Consider the following 14200-nt stretch of genomic DNA (forward strand, 5'->3'; position numbering starts at 1 on the left):
AGGGTGCGGTTGCCCTTGCGGCCGTTGCAACTGCGACACGCGGTGATGCAGTTCGTCCAGCTGTCCTGCCCGCCGCGCGAGGTGGGCACGATGTGCTCGCGCGTCAGGTCGTCGAGGTGAAAGCGGTTCCCGCAGTAGGCGCAGACCTGGCGGTCGCGCGCAAACAACTTGGGATTGGACAAAGCGGGTTCATGGCGCCAGGCGCGGCTGGGCACGGCACCGTGCACGGCCACGATGGGGTGCAACTCCAGCCGGGACTGTTGCCCCGTCTTGCGCTGGATTCCGCCGCGCAGGACGATGAAGGGCTCCCCCAGCGTCCAGGCTATATCGTCATTCGCATACAGGGCCGCCGCTTCCTTGGCTGACAGCCAAGCCTGCGGACGGCCTGACACGTCGAGCTGCAGCACGTCCATACACCCTCCAAAAGGCGATGATGCAAACAGGATAGTGCAGCTTGTGTGACTTTCTCAACCACTCAGGCATGTGATGGCCTCCAGTCGGTGTTGCATCACAACACATCAGGGTGAGCCCTTAGGCCGGATGGCTTCCAATCACCCGGTTGACGCAAGTTGGCACGCAATGCGGGAAATGCCACAAAAAAAAGTTTCGGGAAGCTCACACAGCTGTCATCTTTTTTTGCAAAATAGCACGACCGTTCGTTTTATTCCGAGGAATGCCCTTGTCCGAATTGCTCCCCCACGACGCCAAGCCCGCCCCCGAGGTGGTGCGCGAGCGTGGGCGCGGGGCTCACAAAGGGCAGCAGACGCGGGCCACCATCCTGGAGGCGGCACTGAACCTGGCCTCCCAGATGGGCATCGAAGGCTTGTCCATCGGCGCCCTGGCTGAAGTCACCGGCATGAGCAAGTCGGGCGTGTTTGCCCACTTCGGCTCCCGAGAGGAACTGCAGATTTCCGTGATCCGGGAATATCACGAGCGTTTTGAAGAGGAAGTTTTCCTGCCCGCCATCCGCCAGCCCCGTGGGCTGCCGCGCCTGCGCGCCCTGTTTGACAACTGGGTGGCCAAGGTGGCGACGGAAATCGATTCCGGTTGCATTTACATCAGCGGTGCGGTTGAATTCGACGACCGTCCGGGCCCTGTGCGCGATGCGCTGGCCGGGATGGTGGTGACCTGGCACGGCTCGCTCGTGCGCGCCATCCGCATGGCCGTCGACATGGGCCATCTGCGCGCCGACACCGACCCGATGCAAATGCAGTTCGAGATCCATGGCCTGATCCTGTCGCTTCATCATGATGCGCGCTTCCTGCGCTCGCCAGATGCGATTGATCGGGCTCGCACCGCGTTCGAGCGCGTACTCCAGTTCTATGCACTGGGGGCGCCGGTAACGTTGCCTGGACAGGCCTCGCCTTCGGGTGCGGCCACCGTCGGAGGGGCGAAAACCCCTCTGACACCTGTTTGACCCCCCCTGTCGCCTGGCTTTCAAGATCAGGTTTTCTTGTTTAACGTGCTTTTTTAAGACCGAGGAGCTTCACGATGCCTTCCTACAATCCCCCACTGCGCGACATGCAATTCGTGATGCACGAACTGCTGGGCGCCGTTGACGAACTGAAGCAGATCCCTGCTTACGCCGATCTGGACGAAGACACCGTCAACGCCGTGCTGGAAGAAGGTGGCAAGTTCGCCTCGCAAGTCATCGCCCCCCTGAACCTGGTTGGTGACGTGCAAGGCTGCGTGCTGAACAAGGAAACCCACGAAGTCAAGACACCTGACGGCTTCAAGGAAGCCTACAAGCAGTACACCGAAAACGGCTGGTCTGCCCTGTCTGCTGATCCTGAGTGGGGCGGTCAAGGCCTGCCTCAGCTGATCAACCAGGCCATCTACGAGATGAACAACTCGGCCAACCAGGCCTGGACCATGTACCCCGGCCTGAGCCACGGCGCTCACGCTTGCCTGGAAGTGCACGGCACCCCCGAGCAGAAGAAGACCTACCTGCCCAAGCTGACCAGCGGCGAATGGACCGGCACGATGTGCCTGACCGAGCCACACTGCGGTACCGACCTGGGCCTGCTGCGCACCAAGGCCGAGCCTCAAGCTGACGGCACCTACAAGATCACCGGCGCCAAGATCTTCATCTCGGCTGGTGAACACGACATGGCCGAGAACATCATCCACCTGGTGCTGGCTCGCCTGCCTGACGCACCTGCCGGTTCCAAGGGCATCTCCCTGTTCGCCGTGCCCAAGTTCAACGTGAACGCCGACGGTTCGCTGGGTTCGCGCAATGGCATCTTCTGCGCCGGTCTGGAGCACAAGATGGGCATCCACGGCAACGCCACCGCACAGATCGTGCTGGAAGACGCCATCGGTACGCTGGTTGGCCAGCCTCACCGCGGTCTGCCTGCCATGTTCGTGATGATGAACGGCGCCCGTCTGGGCGTGGGCAACCAGTCGCTGGGTCTGACCCAAGTGGCTTACGAAAACGCCGTGACCTACGCCAAGGACCGCGTGCAGATGCGTGCCCTGTCCGGCGCCAAGCGTCCTGACCTGCCTGCCGACCCGATCATCGTTCACCCCGATGTGCGTCGCATGCTGCTGACCGCCCGTGCCTACGCTGAAGGCGCTCGCGCGCTGGTGTACTTCACCGCCATCGAACTGGACAAGTCGCACAACCACCCTGACGAAGCCGTTCGCAAGGAATCCGACGACACCGTCGCCCTGCTGACCCCGATCGTCAAGGCCTTCATCACCGAAAACGCCTTCAAGGCCACGGTGGAATGCCAACAGGTCTACGGCGGCCACGGCTTCATCCACGAGTGGGGCATGGAGCAGTTCGTGCGTGACGCACGTATCAACATGATCTACGAAGGCACGAACACCGTGCAATCGCTGGACCTGCTGGGCCGCAAGGTGCTGGGCGACGCTGGCGCCAAGCTGACCAAGTTCGGCAAGCTGGTTGGTCGTTTCGTCAAGGAAAACGCCGACAACGAAGCCATGCAGGAGTTCACCAAGCCTCTGGCTGACCTGGGCCAGAAGGTGCAAGCCTTCACCATGGAAGTCGGCATGAAGGGCATGCAGAACCCTGACGAAGTCGGCGCCGCCGCTTTCGACTACCTGCGTGTGGTGGGCCACATGGTCTACGCTTACTTCTTCGCCCGCATGGCCAAGATCGCCCTGGAAAAGCAAGCTTCCGGCGACAAGTTCTACATCGCCAAGCTGGCCACGGCCCGCTTCTACTTCGCCAAGCTGCTGCCTGAAGTCGAGACCCTGATGGTCACGGCCAAGGCCGGTCTGAAGCCCCTGATGGAAATGGACGAGGCCCTGTTCTAATCAACAGGCCGTTCAAAGGGAGGTTGTTGCCCAGCCTCCCTTTTCCATCTCCATTTTCCAAGTTCTGCTAGGAGAGAACATGAGTCAATTCAATGTGCGCAAGGTTGCCGTGCTCGGCGCCGGCGTCATGGGCGCCCAGATCGCGGCCCACCTGGTCAACTGCAAGGTGCCGGTCGTTCTGTTCGACCTGCCCGCCAAGGAAGGCCCCAAGAACGGCATCGTGACCAAGGCTGTCGAAGGCCTGAAGAAGCTGAAGCCTTCGCCTCTGGGCGTGACCGACGATGCTGTCCTGATCCAGCAAGCCAACTACGAAGAGCACCTCGAAGCGCTGCGTGGCTGCGACCTGATCATCGAAGCCATCGCCGAGCGTCTGGACTGGAAGGAAGATCTGTACAAGAAGATCGCGCCCTTCGTGAACGACAAGGCCATCCTGGCCACCAACACCTCCGGTCTGTCCATCACCGCGATGGCCAACGTGCTGCCCGAGCAACTGCGTTCGCGCTTCCTGGGCATCCACTTCTTCAACCCTCCCCGCTACATGTTCCTGCTGGAACTGATCCCCACCGAGCTGACCTCGCCTGACGTGGTCGACAAGCTGGAGACGTTCTCGGCATCCGTGCTGGGCAAGGGCGTGGTTCGCGCTTACGACACCCCCAACTTCATCGCCAACCGCGTGGGCGTGGCCGGCATGATGCTGACCTTCCGCGAAGTCGAGCGTTCGGGCCTGGGCTACGACATCGTCGACGACCTGACCGGCAAGAAGATGGGCCGCGCTTCGTCGGCCACCTTCCGCACCGCCGACGTGGTGGGTCTGGACACGATGGCGCACGTCATCAAGACCCTGCAAAACGGCGCCAAGGACGATCCTTTCAACAGCTGCTTCGCCAACCCTGTGGCGCTGGACAAGCTGCTGGCCCTGGGCAACTTCGGCCAGAAGACCAAGGCTGGTTTCTTCAAGAAGGAAGGCAAGACCATCCTTCAGTTCAACGCTGAAACCGGCGAGTACGTGCCCGCTGGCGCCAAGGCCGACAAGGAAGTCACCGACATCCTCAAGAAGCCCGCTGCCGAGCGCGTGAAGGCCCTGCGTGAGTCCGCTCACCCGCAAGCTCAGTTCATCTGGGCTCTGCTGCGCAACGCCTTCCACTACGCAGCCGTGACGCTGGAATCGATCGCCGAATCCGCTCGCGAAGTGGACTTCGCCATGCGCTGGGGCTTCGGCATGAAGCAAGGCCCGTTCGAGATCTGGCAAGAAGCCGGCTGGAAGCAAGTGGCTGAATGGGTGAAGGCCGACATCGACGCGGGTAAGGCCCTGTCGAAGGCGCCGCTGCCCGCCTGGGTGTTCGACGGCCGCGACGGTGTGCACACCGCCGAAGGTTCGTGGTCGCCCAAGACCGGCAAGTACGTGCCCATCCGCGATCTGCCCGTCTACAAGCGTCAGGCCTTCCGTGAAAACGTCCTGGGCTCGCAAGCCCCGAACGCTGCCACCGCTGGCAAGACCCTGTTCGAAGACGCCGCCATCCGCCTGTGGACCCTGGACGACGAAGTGGTCATCGCTTCGATCAAGTCCAAGATGCACACCATCAGCGCTGAAGTGACCGCTGGCCTGGCCAAGGGTCTGGAAATCGCTGAATCCGGCTACAAGGGCATGGTCATCTGGACGCAAGACGGCCCCTTCTCCGCTGGTGCCGACCTGCAATCCATGATGCCCGCCTTCATGGCCGGTGGTGGCAAGGCCATCGCCCCGTTCGAGAAGCAACTGCAGGACTTCATGCTGTCGCTGCGCTACTCCAACGTGCCGACCGTTGCTGCGATGCACGGCCTGGCGCTGGGTGGTGGTTGCGAACTGGCCGTGCACGCTGCCAAGCGTGTGGCCGCCATGGAAACCTATGTGGGTCTGGTCGAAGTCGGCGTGGGTCTGATCCCCGGCGGCGGCGGTCTGGCTTACCTGGCTCGCCGTGCTGCTGAACAAGTTGAAGCCTCCAAGGGCGTGTCCGGCATGGTCGGCGCTGAACTGATGGGCTTCGTCAAGGAAGGCTTCCAGGCTGCAGCCATGGCCAAGGTGGCAACGTCTGCCATCGAAGCGCGCAAGTTCGGCTACCTGCTGGAAGGCGACGTGGTTGTGCCCAACAAGGACGAAGTCCTGTACGTGGCCATCGCCCAAGCCAAGGCCATGTTCGAGTCCGGCTACCGTGCCCCTGCCAAGAAGCAATTCGCTGTGGCCGGTCGCAACGTGAAGGCCACGCTGCAATCGTCGCTGATCAACATGCGCGACGGCGGCTTCATCTCGCAACACGACTACTACATCAGCTCCTGCATTGCAGACGTGCTGACCGGTGGCGACGTGGATGCTGGCACCCTGGTGAGCGAGGAATACCTGCACGCCCTGGAGCGCAAGCACTTCTGCACGCTGTTGGACAACCCCAAGACGCAAGAACGCATCATGGGCATGCTGTCGACCGGCAAGCCTGTCCGCAACTGATCGATCGGAGACAAATCTATGTCTAAGCAACTCCGCGACGTTTACGTCGTTGCCGCCACCCGTACCCCGATCGGCAAGTCTGGCCGTGGCGTGTTCAAGAACACCCGCCCTGACGATCTGCTGGTCGCCACCATCAAGAACGCCCTCAAGCAAGTTCCTACGCTGGATCCTGCTGCCATCGAAGACGCCATCGTTGGCTGCGCGATGCCTGAAGGCGAACAAGGCATGAACGTGGCCAAGATCGCCGCGCTGCTGTCGGGCCTGCCCAAGACTGTGGCCGGTGCCACCGTGAACCGCTTCTGCGCGGCCGGTATCACCGCCGTGTCGATGGCTGCTGACCGCATCCGCGTGGGCGAAGCCGAAGTCATGATCGCCGGTGGCGTGGAATCGATGTCCATGGTCCCCATGGGCGGCTCCAAGCCTTCGTTCAACCCCAAGGTCGTTGACCTGGACGAGAACGTCGGCATCGCCTACGGCATGGGCATGACCGCCGAGAAGGTGGCCGAGCAGTGGAAGGTGACCCGCGAAGAGCAGGACGCTTTCGCCACTGAATCGCACCGCCGCGCCATCGCCGCTCAACAGGCTGGCTGGTTCGACGCTGAAACCACCCCGATCGAAATCGAAGTGCGTACGCCCAACCTGGAAACAGGCGAAGTGACGATCACCAAGAAGACGATCACCCGCGACGAAGGCGCTCGTCCCGAGACTTCGGTGGAAGGTCTGGCCAAGCTGCGTCCCGTGTTCGCTGCCAAGGGTTCGGTCACGGCCGGTAACTCGTCGCAGACGTCTGACGGCGCTGGCTGCCTGATCCTGGCTTCGAAGGAAGCTTGCGAGAAGTATGGTCTGAAGCCTCTGGCCAAGTTCGTGGCTTTCGCCGTCAAGGGCGTGCCGCCCGAAATCATGGGTATCGGCCCGATCGAAGCCATCCCCAAGGCGCTGGAATATGCCGGCCTGAAGGCTTCGGACATGGACTGGGTCGAGCTGAACGAAGCGTTCGCTGCGCAGTCTCTGGCTGTGCTGAAGGACCTGGACAGCAAGGGCCACGTGCTGGACCGCGCCAAGGTGAACCCGATGGGCGGCGCGATCGCCTTGGGTCACCCCCTGGGTGCAACCGGTGCCATCCGCGCTGCGACCGTGGTGCACGGTCTGCGTCGCACTGGCGGCAAGTACGGCATGGTCACGATGTGTATCGGTACTGGCCAAGGTGCTGCCGGCATCTTCGAGCGCGTCGACAGCCTGTGATGAGCTGTTTCAAGTCGGCTGTTGATCGGGCGCTTGTACGGGGCTGATTGATGGCTGCTTGAATGGCACAAGCCCGCAATGGAGAGATCCTTGCGGGCTTTTTTGTGGGTGTAGTGGGTGACGGTGTGAGCAACGGGATGGCGGTGGCGTGGGCCTGATCCGCGCCTGACGCGGGGCACCACCGAGCTTGTTCGCCGTTTTTTCTTGAACACGAGCCTGCCCTTGCCGCTGTCCAGGACACCGCGAATGGTCGCTTCTCAGGCCCACACCACCGCCACCCCGCGACACACCGTGGTGGGGTGAGAGTGGGAGGGAAAGAGGGCGGCTTGCGCCCTCTCCCCCGGCCTCATGCCATCACCGAGCGAGACAAGAACATGGAAACCCTGCACATCCTTACCGACGACGGCCACATGCTGGCAGGCCGTTGTTTCAGGCCTCAAGGTGGCATCAACGTTCGCCGCGCAGTGATCGTGGCGTGCGCCTTGGGCGTGCCACAAACCTTTTACGAGCGCTACGCCAGCTGGCTGGTGCAGCACGGCTGCGTGGTCTATACCTTTGACTGGCGCGGCATGGCGCAGTCGGCGCCGCCCAGCCTGGTGGGCTACAAGGCCAGGCTGGTGGACTGGGCGCGTCACGATGCGCCGGCCGTGATGGCACTGGTGGCGCAGCGTCACCCCGGCTTGCCCATCACCTGGTTCGGCCACAGCATGGGTGGCATCCTGTTCGGCATGATGCCGCAGCACCCTCGCATCGACCGCGTGGCCACCTTGGGCAGTGGCAGCGGTTATCACGAACACCTGGCGCGACCCTTGCGCTATGTGATCGGCGCTTTCTGGCATGTGATCGTGCCCCTGAGTGTGGCGCGCCATGGCTATTTTGCAGGCCGTCGCATCCGCACGGTGGACGACCTGCCGCGCGGCGTGGTGGCGCAATGGAAGCGCTGGTGCGCCCATCCCGACTTCGTCGTCAGCGAGGGTGAAGAGGTCCGTCGGGCCTATGCCAACGTGAGGCTGCCCATCACGGCGGTCGTGTTCACGGATGACACCATGGCCAGCCCGCGTGGCGTCAAGGCCATGCATGCGCACTACACCGGCACGCAGGTTGATCTTCAGGTCCTGCGGCCCGAAAAGCATGGTCTTCGCACCGTGGGGCATTTCAACTTCTTCCATGCCCGGACCGGCCCGCGTGGCTGGGCCATGAGTCTGCCCTGGTTGGGCTTGGCCACGGCGATGTGACAGACGACAACCAACCCATCCGCAAGCCCGGAGCCTCCAATGCCTGCAGAAACCGTTCAGATCAGCACGCGCGATGGCCATGCACTGGTGGCACGCGTGTATGCGCCTGCCGGCGTCGTTCAGCGCGCTGTGCTGATTGGCGCGGCCATGGGTGTGCCCCAACGGTTCTATGAAGCCTTTGCCACGTGGTTGTCCCACCAGGGCGTGGGGGTGATGACCTTTGACTGGCGCGGCACGGGCGAGTCTGCCCCTCGGCGCTTGCGTGGCTTCAAGGCCAGCATCACCGATTGGGCCGCGAAGGACCTGCCTGCCGTGGTCGACGCTTTTTGTGCGCGCTGGCCCGATGCGCCGAAGACCTATCTCGGGCACAGCCTGGGTGGCCAGTTGTTCGGCTGGCTGGATCAGCCCGAGCGTTTCGAGCGCGTGCTGAGCGTGGCCAGTGGCAATGGCTACTGGCGGCTCAATGCGCCGCAGGTGCGCATGCAGGCGCCCTTGCTGTGGTGGGTGCTGGCACCCGTGGGTATCGGCCTGGCTGGCTACTTCCCGGGCAAGAAGCTGGGGGCCGTGGGCGACCTGCCTGCCGCCGCCATGTGGCAGTGGCGCAAGTGGTGCCTGCATCCTGATTACCTCGGCTCCGAAGGGGCCGCCGTGCGGGCGCGCTATGCCAGCGTGCAAGTGCCGATCACCGCAGTGGTGCTCGAAGATGATGAGCTCGTGAGCCCAGCGGGCATCCGCAAGCTGTATCAGCTGTATGAGAAGGCCCCGGTGCATTTCGAACACCTGCACCCGCACCAGATGGGCATGAAGCGCATCGGGCACTTCGGCCTGTTCAAGGCCAGCTCTGCCGAACGCCTGTGGCCCCTGGCCCTGGGCTGGTTGCAGGGCGAGCCCACCCAGGGAAAACGCGAGCCAGCCCCCTGAACGGGCTATGACGTTAGCCCCGATGCGGCGCGTTAACCGAATCGACAGAATGCAAGTCAATTCAATCTGACGTGACGCCCTGCCCAGACCTGTGTGGATGACGCCGGCGTGTCCCTCACGGAGTCATCCATGCCACGCCTTGCCGTGCACCTGGGCCTGAGCGCCCTTGCCGCCGTTATCGCTGCTTCCGCCTGGGCCGCCCCTGCCCCTTGGGTGCCCAACACCACGGGCAACGTCGGCCCTGCACCCACGACCTTCAACAAGTGGGAGGCCATCGAGGCCCCGGCCGCATCCGGCGCCAGCTGCGGCAATGGCTCCCCCTATCGCTTCTTCGTCAACCGCACCACCAAGGCGGCCAATGCGAAGAAGACGGTGATCATGTTCGAGGGCGGCGGCGCCTGCTGGGAGCAGAACGCCTGCCAGATGAAGGGTGGCCTGCTGGGCGCCACCAACTACAACGGCATTCCCACCAACTACATGAGCACAGGTCTCGCCCTGGGGGGGCTGATCACGCCGTTCACCTCGCGCACCCACCCTTTGCAGAAGGTGCAGACGCAAAGCTGGAACATCGTCTACGTGCCTTACTGCACGGGTGACGTGCACACGGGCAACAAGGTGGCCACTTACGGCGATGCCGACCCGGCCAACCCCATCACCTACTACCACCGTGGCTTCAAGAACGGCGAGGCCGTGGCCAACTGGGTGGGGCGCTACCTGCCCAAGCAGGACCAGTTGCTGGTCACGGGCTTCTCGGCTGGCGGCGTGGGTGCCACTGCCATGTATGGCCTGATCCGCCTGGCCGACCAGCCCAAGCAGTCGGCCATGCTGGCGGATTCCGGCCCGCTGTTCCAGGTGGACCGCAATGCATCGCCTGAAGACGCGCCTTCCGTGCTGTTGCACAACAAGATCCGTGTGGCCTGGGGCCTCGATGGCGACAGCGGCCTGGCGTCGCGCATGATCGCGACCTTCCCGACCGCGGGCACGGTGGACAACCTCGGCAGCCTGACAACAGGCCTGGCCAAGGTCTTCCCGCAGGATCGCCTGGGTTATGCGGTGTTCCAGGCGGACGCGGTGTTCTCGTCCTTCTCGTACACCAAGTTCTACCCCGAGATCGCGGCCGTGCCGGCAGGCGCCAAGCGCGATGCCTTGCTCAAGGCCAAATGGGTCAAGGAGATCGGCGCCTGGGTGGACGCCATGAAGCCGTACGCCAATACGGGCTACTACATCCCTTACGGCCGAGACTTCATCAAGGCGCACACACTGACCACGGCCTCGTTTGCCGGCACCGGCATCAAGGAAGCCAACCTGGCCGATGTAGGCGTGTTCGTGGACAACCTCCTGGATCCCAGCCAGCCGCTGATCCGCGCTTACGAAACCCAGCGCACCACGCCCAACCCGAGCGGCATCGCCTTGATCAGCTGGATCAACACCGCGTTCTACGCACTTTTCGGCATCTGAAGTCACGATGCTTCGACGGGGCCCGGCATTGCCGGGCCTTTGCGCTTTTTGTCGCCAAAGCTTGCATGCGGCTGTCGTGCAAACCACCCGAAAGTGGCGTCTAATTCAGGGTTCCCGAGAACTTGGAAGAACCTGGAGACATTGGGCCATGAGCGAGATCCTGCAGCATCGTGAAGCTGGTGTACTGACACTGACCTTCAACCGTCTGGACAAGAAGAACGCCATCACCACGGCGATGTACACCCGCCTGGCTGAAGAGCTGGAAGCTGCAACGGCGGATGACAGCGTCCGTGTGGCCGTCATTCAAGGTGCGGTCGAAATCTTCACCGCCGGCAATGACCTGGCCGACTTCCTCCACAACCCGCCCATCAGCAAGCCTGGTGCCGAGGTGCCGCCGGTCGTGCGTTTCCTCAACGCCATCCGCGACTTTCCCAAGCCCATCGTGGCGGCCGTGGCCGGCCCGGCAGTGGGCATCGGCACCACGCTGCTGCTGCACTGCGATCTGGTCTACGCTGGTGACAACGCCGCTTTCAGCCTGCCCTTCGTGAACCTGGGCCTGTGCCCTGAAGCTGGCGCCAGCCTGCTGCTGCCGCAGATCGTGGGCTACCCGAAGGCCGCCGAGAAGCTCATGCTGGGCGAGGCCTTCTACGCCGAAGAGGCGCTGGAGATGGGCCTGATCAACCGCATCGTGCCGCCGCATGAAGTGAACAGCTACGCGCAGGCCCAGGCCGCCAAGCTGGCCGCCAAGCCCGCGGCCTCGCTGCGCGTGACCAAGTCGCTGATGAAGATGGCGCAAACGCATTTGACGCCCGTGATGACCGAAGAGCTCAAGCACTTCGGCCAACTGCTGCAAGGCCCTGCCGCCAAAGAAGCGATCAGCGCCGTGATGGAAAAGCGCAAGCCCGACTTTTCCAAGTGTTGATCTGATCCTGCGTGATGGCCCGGGGGCTCAATCGGCCGCCCGGGTGATCAACTGGCTGACGGGGTAGCCACTCATGGTGCCCACAGCGCCATAGCCGGCCACGCTCGTGCCGGTCATGCACGCAGCACCCATCATGCCGCCACCGTTTTGCATGCCGCCCGCTGCAGTTGGGACACAGTCGGCATAGGCCAGCTTGTCCAGTTGGGCCTGGGTCAATGGTGTGGTCGGCTCGCTCGTGTTCACGAAGATCATGGCATAGGCATTGCCCGGGTTGGCGATGCCGGTTGATCCGCTGGGAAATCCATAGTGGATGCCACCCACGGCGACGCCCGCGGCCGGCGTCCAGCCATCACCACCGGTGCCTGTCCAGAACGTGTTGGTGTTGTTGTTGCGGAAGGTGGTGACCAACACGCCGCCCAGCGCATCGGCTCGCACCGCAGACAGCTGATGGTTGAGTGCAACTTGCGTCATGTCGTAGTACGGGGCCGCTCCGGAAGCCGAGCCGGTCATCGATTCGGTCAACATGCCGGAGAGCTGTGACACCGTGCCGGTGGTGGCGTCGAACACGAAGCTGCCGGTAAAAATGGAGTCGCTGGGCTGGGTATCGGGTTCGTGAAAGGTCGTGACCACGTTGTACCGTGCCATCACATGTGCTGCCGATGAGGCTGGACCTTGCCCCAGTGCGTTGTGGGCTGAAATGGTGAAGGCATAGCCAGCGCACGATCCCGGGCAAGTCACCGTGGCAGGCAATGTGCTGCTGTCCACGCTGAGGCCCGCGGGGACTGACGTCACCGTGTAATGCGTGATGGCCAGGCCGCCACTGGTGACGGATGCCGCCTTGACCGTGACACTGTGCAGTGTGCTGCCTGCCGTGGCTGTGACTGTTTGTGGTTGGCCGGGCACGGTCAGGCTTGCCGGGATGTCGACTGCGATGGTCTGCGTGACTTGCGGTGCCGGCAGGATATCGGCTGTGCCCGGCTGATTGGCCGCGACGACGCAGTTGCCTGGTGTCAGTGCCGTGAGTTCCCCTGTGTTTTCATCAACCGTGCACACACTACCGCTCAGGCTGCTGTAGCGCACGGCCAGTCCCGAGCTGGCCGAGGCATGGGCAGTCGCCGCACCGCCCAGGCTGAGCGCAGGGGCGGCGCCGAAAGTGATGGTCTGGTGCGGGTCCGGCAGCACGGTCAGCTCGATGGTTTGCGACGGCGCAGGTGCATAGCGTTCATCGCCACTTTGCGCTGCGATGATGCGGCATGTGCCTGCCGTCAGTGCCGTGATCAGACCTGACTCCGTGCCGACGGTGCAAATGGCCGGCGAGGCGCTGCGGTAAGTCACTTGCAAGCCCGAACTGGCCGTCGCGGTGAGCGTGGCCGAGCTGTTGGCGCTCAGGGATGAGGATGGGCTGGCTGTGATGGACAGGGACTGGGGCCGGGCTTCCACTTCGGCTCCACCCCCACCGCCACCACAAGCAGTCAATGCCAGGGCGAGCGAGGTTGCCATCAGGTTGATCAGGCGCGAGGGCTGCGTGTAAGTTGATGTCATGTCTTGCTTTTCAGGGACAGAGTCGAGCATGTGGGGTCAGTAGCGCATGGTCATGGCCAGCTTCATGGCCCTGCCCATGCCGGGGACCACGGTGCCCCATGGGATGGAGTCCGAACTCATTGAAGGGCCCTGGCCCACATAGGCACCACCCAGCGGCTGTTCGTAGAAGCGGTTGAACAGGTTGTCGACGCCCATGTCGAGCTGGACAATGCCCCAGTCGCGACTGGTCTTGATGTTGACAAGGCTATAGCCTGCAGTCTGCATTTCGTTGCGAACGGGCGAGACGCGTCGCTTGCCTTGTACGCCTTGCAGTTCCAGGGTGCTGGTCCAGCCCGCCAGTTGATGCACCAGTGCCAACCGTGCGTTGGCCGGCATGATGTTGTAGAGCGGCGTATCTGTTGTCGTGTTCTGCCCGCGCACCAGATTGACCACGGCAGTGGCGTTGAAGCGTCCCACTGATGCCGTGCGCCCCAGTTCGATCTCGCCAGATGCGTCAAGGCCATGCAGGCGCGCACGCTGGTTGACGTACTGCAGCAAAACGAAGCCGTTGTTTCGGGTGACGTTTTCAGGGCTGCATTGACCGAAGTTGCAGCGCTGTGCGTCGATGTAGTCCTGAATGTAGGTGGCATAGCCGGTCAGCTTGAATTGCCACGCTTGTCGTTCCCCATCTCGCCATTGCGTCGAGGCGCTCAAGGTATGCGCGACCTCTGGCTTCAAATCTTCGTTGCCGATATAGCCATTGCCGTCACCCACGAAATTGTTCATCAGGGCTGCCATGGCCTGTGTCGACCACGGGTAGCGCTGGTACAGGCTGGGCGATTTGCTTTTTCGTGCATAGGCGAGCTCGAGCGTCTGGCTGTCGTCGGCGCGGTAACGCGTCATGGCCACAAGGTCCCAGTTGCGATCGGTGTGCTTGTGGCTGCGGGCATTGAAGTCGGCGGCATCCTGCCCCCAGGTAGCCAGTGCCCCGTTGTCGTAACCCTGAACGGCCGAGGCATCGGCATGCACCATGTCGTGGCGCAAGCCGAGTTCGGTCGTCCATTGGCTTGTCCAGTTCGCCTCCCATTCGGCAAAGGCGCCCACGCGGTTGCGGATGCCGTTGTCGACGTTCCAGAAGGC

At 63.0% G+C, this 14200-nt stretch carries 11 protein-coding genes; 8 read left to right on the forward strand and 3 right to left on the reverse strand.

Annotation, left to right across the window (positions count from 1 at the left end; genetic code table 11):
- Window positions 1–413 (reverse strand): HNH endonuclease (locus VFW93_RS01615; RefSeq protein ID WP_329692248.1); only part of this gene is annotated, 413 nt, incomplete at its 3' end.
- Between the two features lie 260 nt (window positions 414–673).
- Here VFW93_RS01615 and VFW93_RS01620 point away from each other — a divergent pair.
- The 8 genes from VFW93_RS01620 (at window position 674) to VFW93_RS01655 (ending at window position 11539) form a co-directional block, all read left to right on the forward strand.
- A complete protein-coding gene (locus tag VFW93_RS01620; protein WP_329692249.1) occupies window positions 674–1417 on the forward strand; it encodes a TetR/AcrR family transcriptional regulator in 744 nt (247 codons plus the stop codon).
- A gap of 74 nt (window positions 1418–1491) precedes the next feature.
- A complete protein-coding gene (locus VFW93_RS01625; protein WP_329692250.1) occupies window positions 1492–3282 on the forward strand; it encodes an acyl-CoA dehydrogenase C-terminal domain-containing protein in 1791 nt (596 codons plus the stop codon).
- Window positions 3283–3361: 79 nt separating this feature from the next.
- Window positions 3362–5761, forward strand: a complete 2400-nt coding sequence (locus tag VFW93_RS01630) for a 3-hydroxyacyl-CoA dehydrogenase/enoyl-CoA hydratase family protein (protein WP_329692251.1) — start codon at window positions 3362–3364, stop codon at window positions 5759–5761.
- A gap of 18 nt (window positions 5762–5779) precedes the next feature.
- The gene (locus VFW93_RS01635; RefSeq protein ID WP_329692252.1) at window positions 5780–7003 is read left to right on the forward strand and encodes an acetyl-CoA C-acyltransferase; all 1224 of its coding nucleotides are present in this window, start codon (window positions 5780–5782) and stop codon (window positions 7001–7003) included.
- A 326-nt stretch (window positions 7004–7329) separates the two neighbouring features.
- The gene (locus VFW93_RS01640) at window positions 7330–8238 is read left to right on the forward strand and encodes an alpha/beta fold hydrolase (protein WP_329692253.1); all 909 of its coding nucleotides are present in this window, start codon (window positions 7330–7332) and stop codon (window positions 8236–8238) included.
- Window positions 8239–8277: 39 nt separating this feature from the next.
- Window positions 8278–9159 (forward strand): alpha/beta fold hydrolase, encoded by an 882-nt coding sequence (locus VFW93_RS01645; RefSeq protein WP_329692254.1) that lies wholly within the window; start codon window positions 8278–8280, stop codon window positions 9157–9159.
- A gap of 129 nt (window positions 9160–9288) precedes the next feature.
- On the forward strand, window positions 9289–10617 hold the full coding sequence (locus VFW93_RS01650; protein WP_329692255.1) for a pectin acetylesterase-family hydrolase: 1329 nt from the start codon (window positions 9289–9291) through the stop codon (window positions 10615–10617).
- Window positions 10618–10765: 148 nt separating this feature from the next.
- Window positions 10766–11539: an enoyl-CoA hydratase gene (locus VFW93_RS01655; RefSeq protein ID WP_329692256.1), complete on the forward strand. Its 774-nt coding sequence runs from the start codon at window positions 10766–10768 to the stop codon at window positions 11537–11539.
- 27 nt (window positions 11540–11566) lie between these two features.
- Here VFW93_RS01655 and VFW93_RS01660 read toward each other — a convergent pair whose 3' ends face one another.
- Window positions 11567–13081 (reverse strand): hypothetical protein, encoded by a 1515-nt coding sequence (locus VFW93_RS01660; RefSeq protein ID WP_329692257.1) that lies wholly within the window; start codon window positions 13079–13081, stop codon window positions 11567–11569.
- Window positions 13082–13117: 36 nt separating this feature from the next.
- Window positions 13118–14200, reverse strand: a 1083-nt coding sequence (locus VFW93_RS01665) for a TonB-dependent receptor (protein WP_329692258.1), incomplete at its 5' end; no start/stop codon positions are given.

Source organism: Aquabacterium sp., assembly GCF_036279675.1.
In the GTDB taxonomy this organism is placed as follows: Bacteria; Pseudomonadota; Gammaproteobacteria; order Burkholderiales; family Burkholderiaceae_C; genus Aquabacterium.

Excerpts from the sequence above, each read along its gene's own strand:
- VFW93_RS01620 (WP_329692249.1), top strand. The coding sequence starts at position 674 with ATGCCCTTGTCCGAATTGCTCCCCCACGACGCCAAGCCCGCCCCCGAG.
- VFW93_RS01625 (WP_329692250.1), top strand. The coding sequence starts at position 1,492 with ATGCCTTCCTACAATCCCCCACTGCGCGACATGCAATTCGTGATGCAC.
- VFW93_RS01630 (WP_329692251.1), top strand. The coding sequence starts at position 3,362 with ATGAGTCAATTCAATGTGCGCAAGGTTGCCGTGCTCGGCGCCGGCGTC.
- VFW93_RS01635 (WP_329692252.1), top strand. The coding sequence starts at position 5,780 with ATGTCTAAGCAACTCCGCGACGTTTACGTCGTTGCCGCCACCCGTACC.
- VFW93_RS01645 (WP_329692254.1), top strand. The coding sequence starts at position 8,278 with ATGCCTGCAGAAACCGTTCAGATCAGCACGCGCGATGGCCATGCACTG.
- VFW93_RS01650 (WP_329692255.1), top strand. The coding sequence starts at position 9,289 with ATGCCACGCCTTGCCGTGCACCTGGGCCTGAGCGCCCTTGCCGCCGTT.
- VFW93_RS01655 (WP_329692256.1), top strand. The coding sequence starts at position 10,766 with ATGAGCGAGATCCTGCAGCATCGTGAAGCTGGTGTACTGACACTGACC.
- VFW93_RS01660 (WP_329692257.1), bottom strand. The coding sequence starts at position 13,081 with ATGACATCAACTTACACGCAGCCCTCGCGCCTGATCAACCTGATGGCA.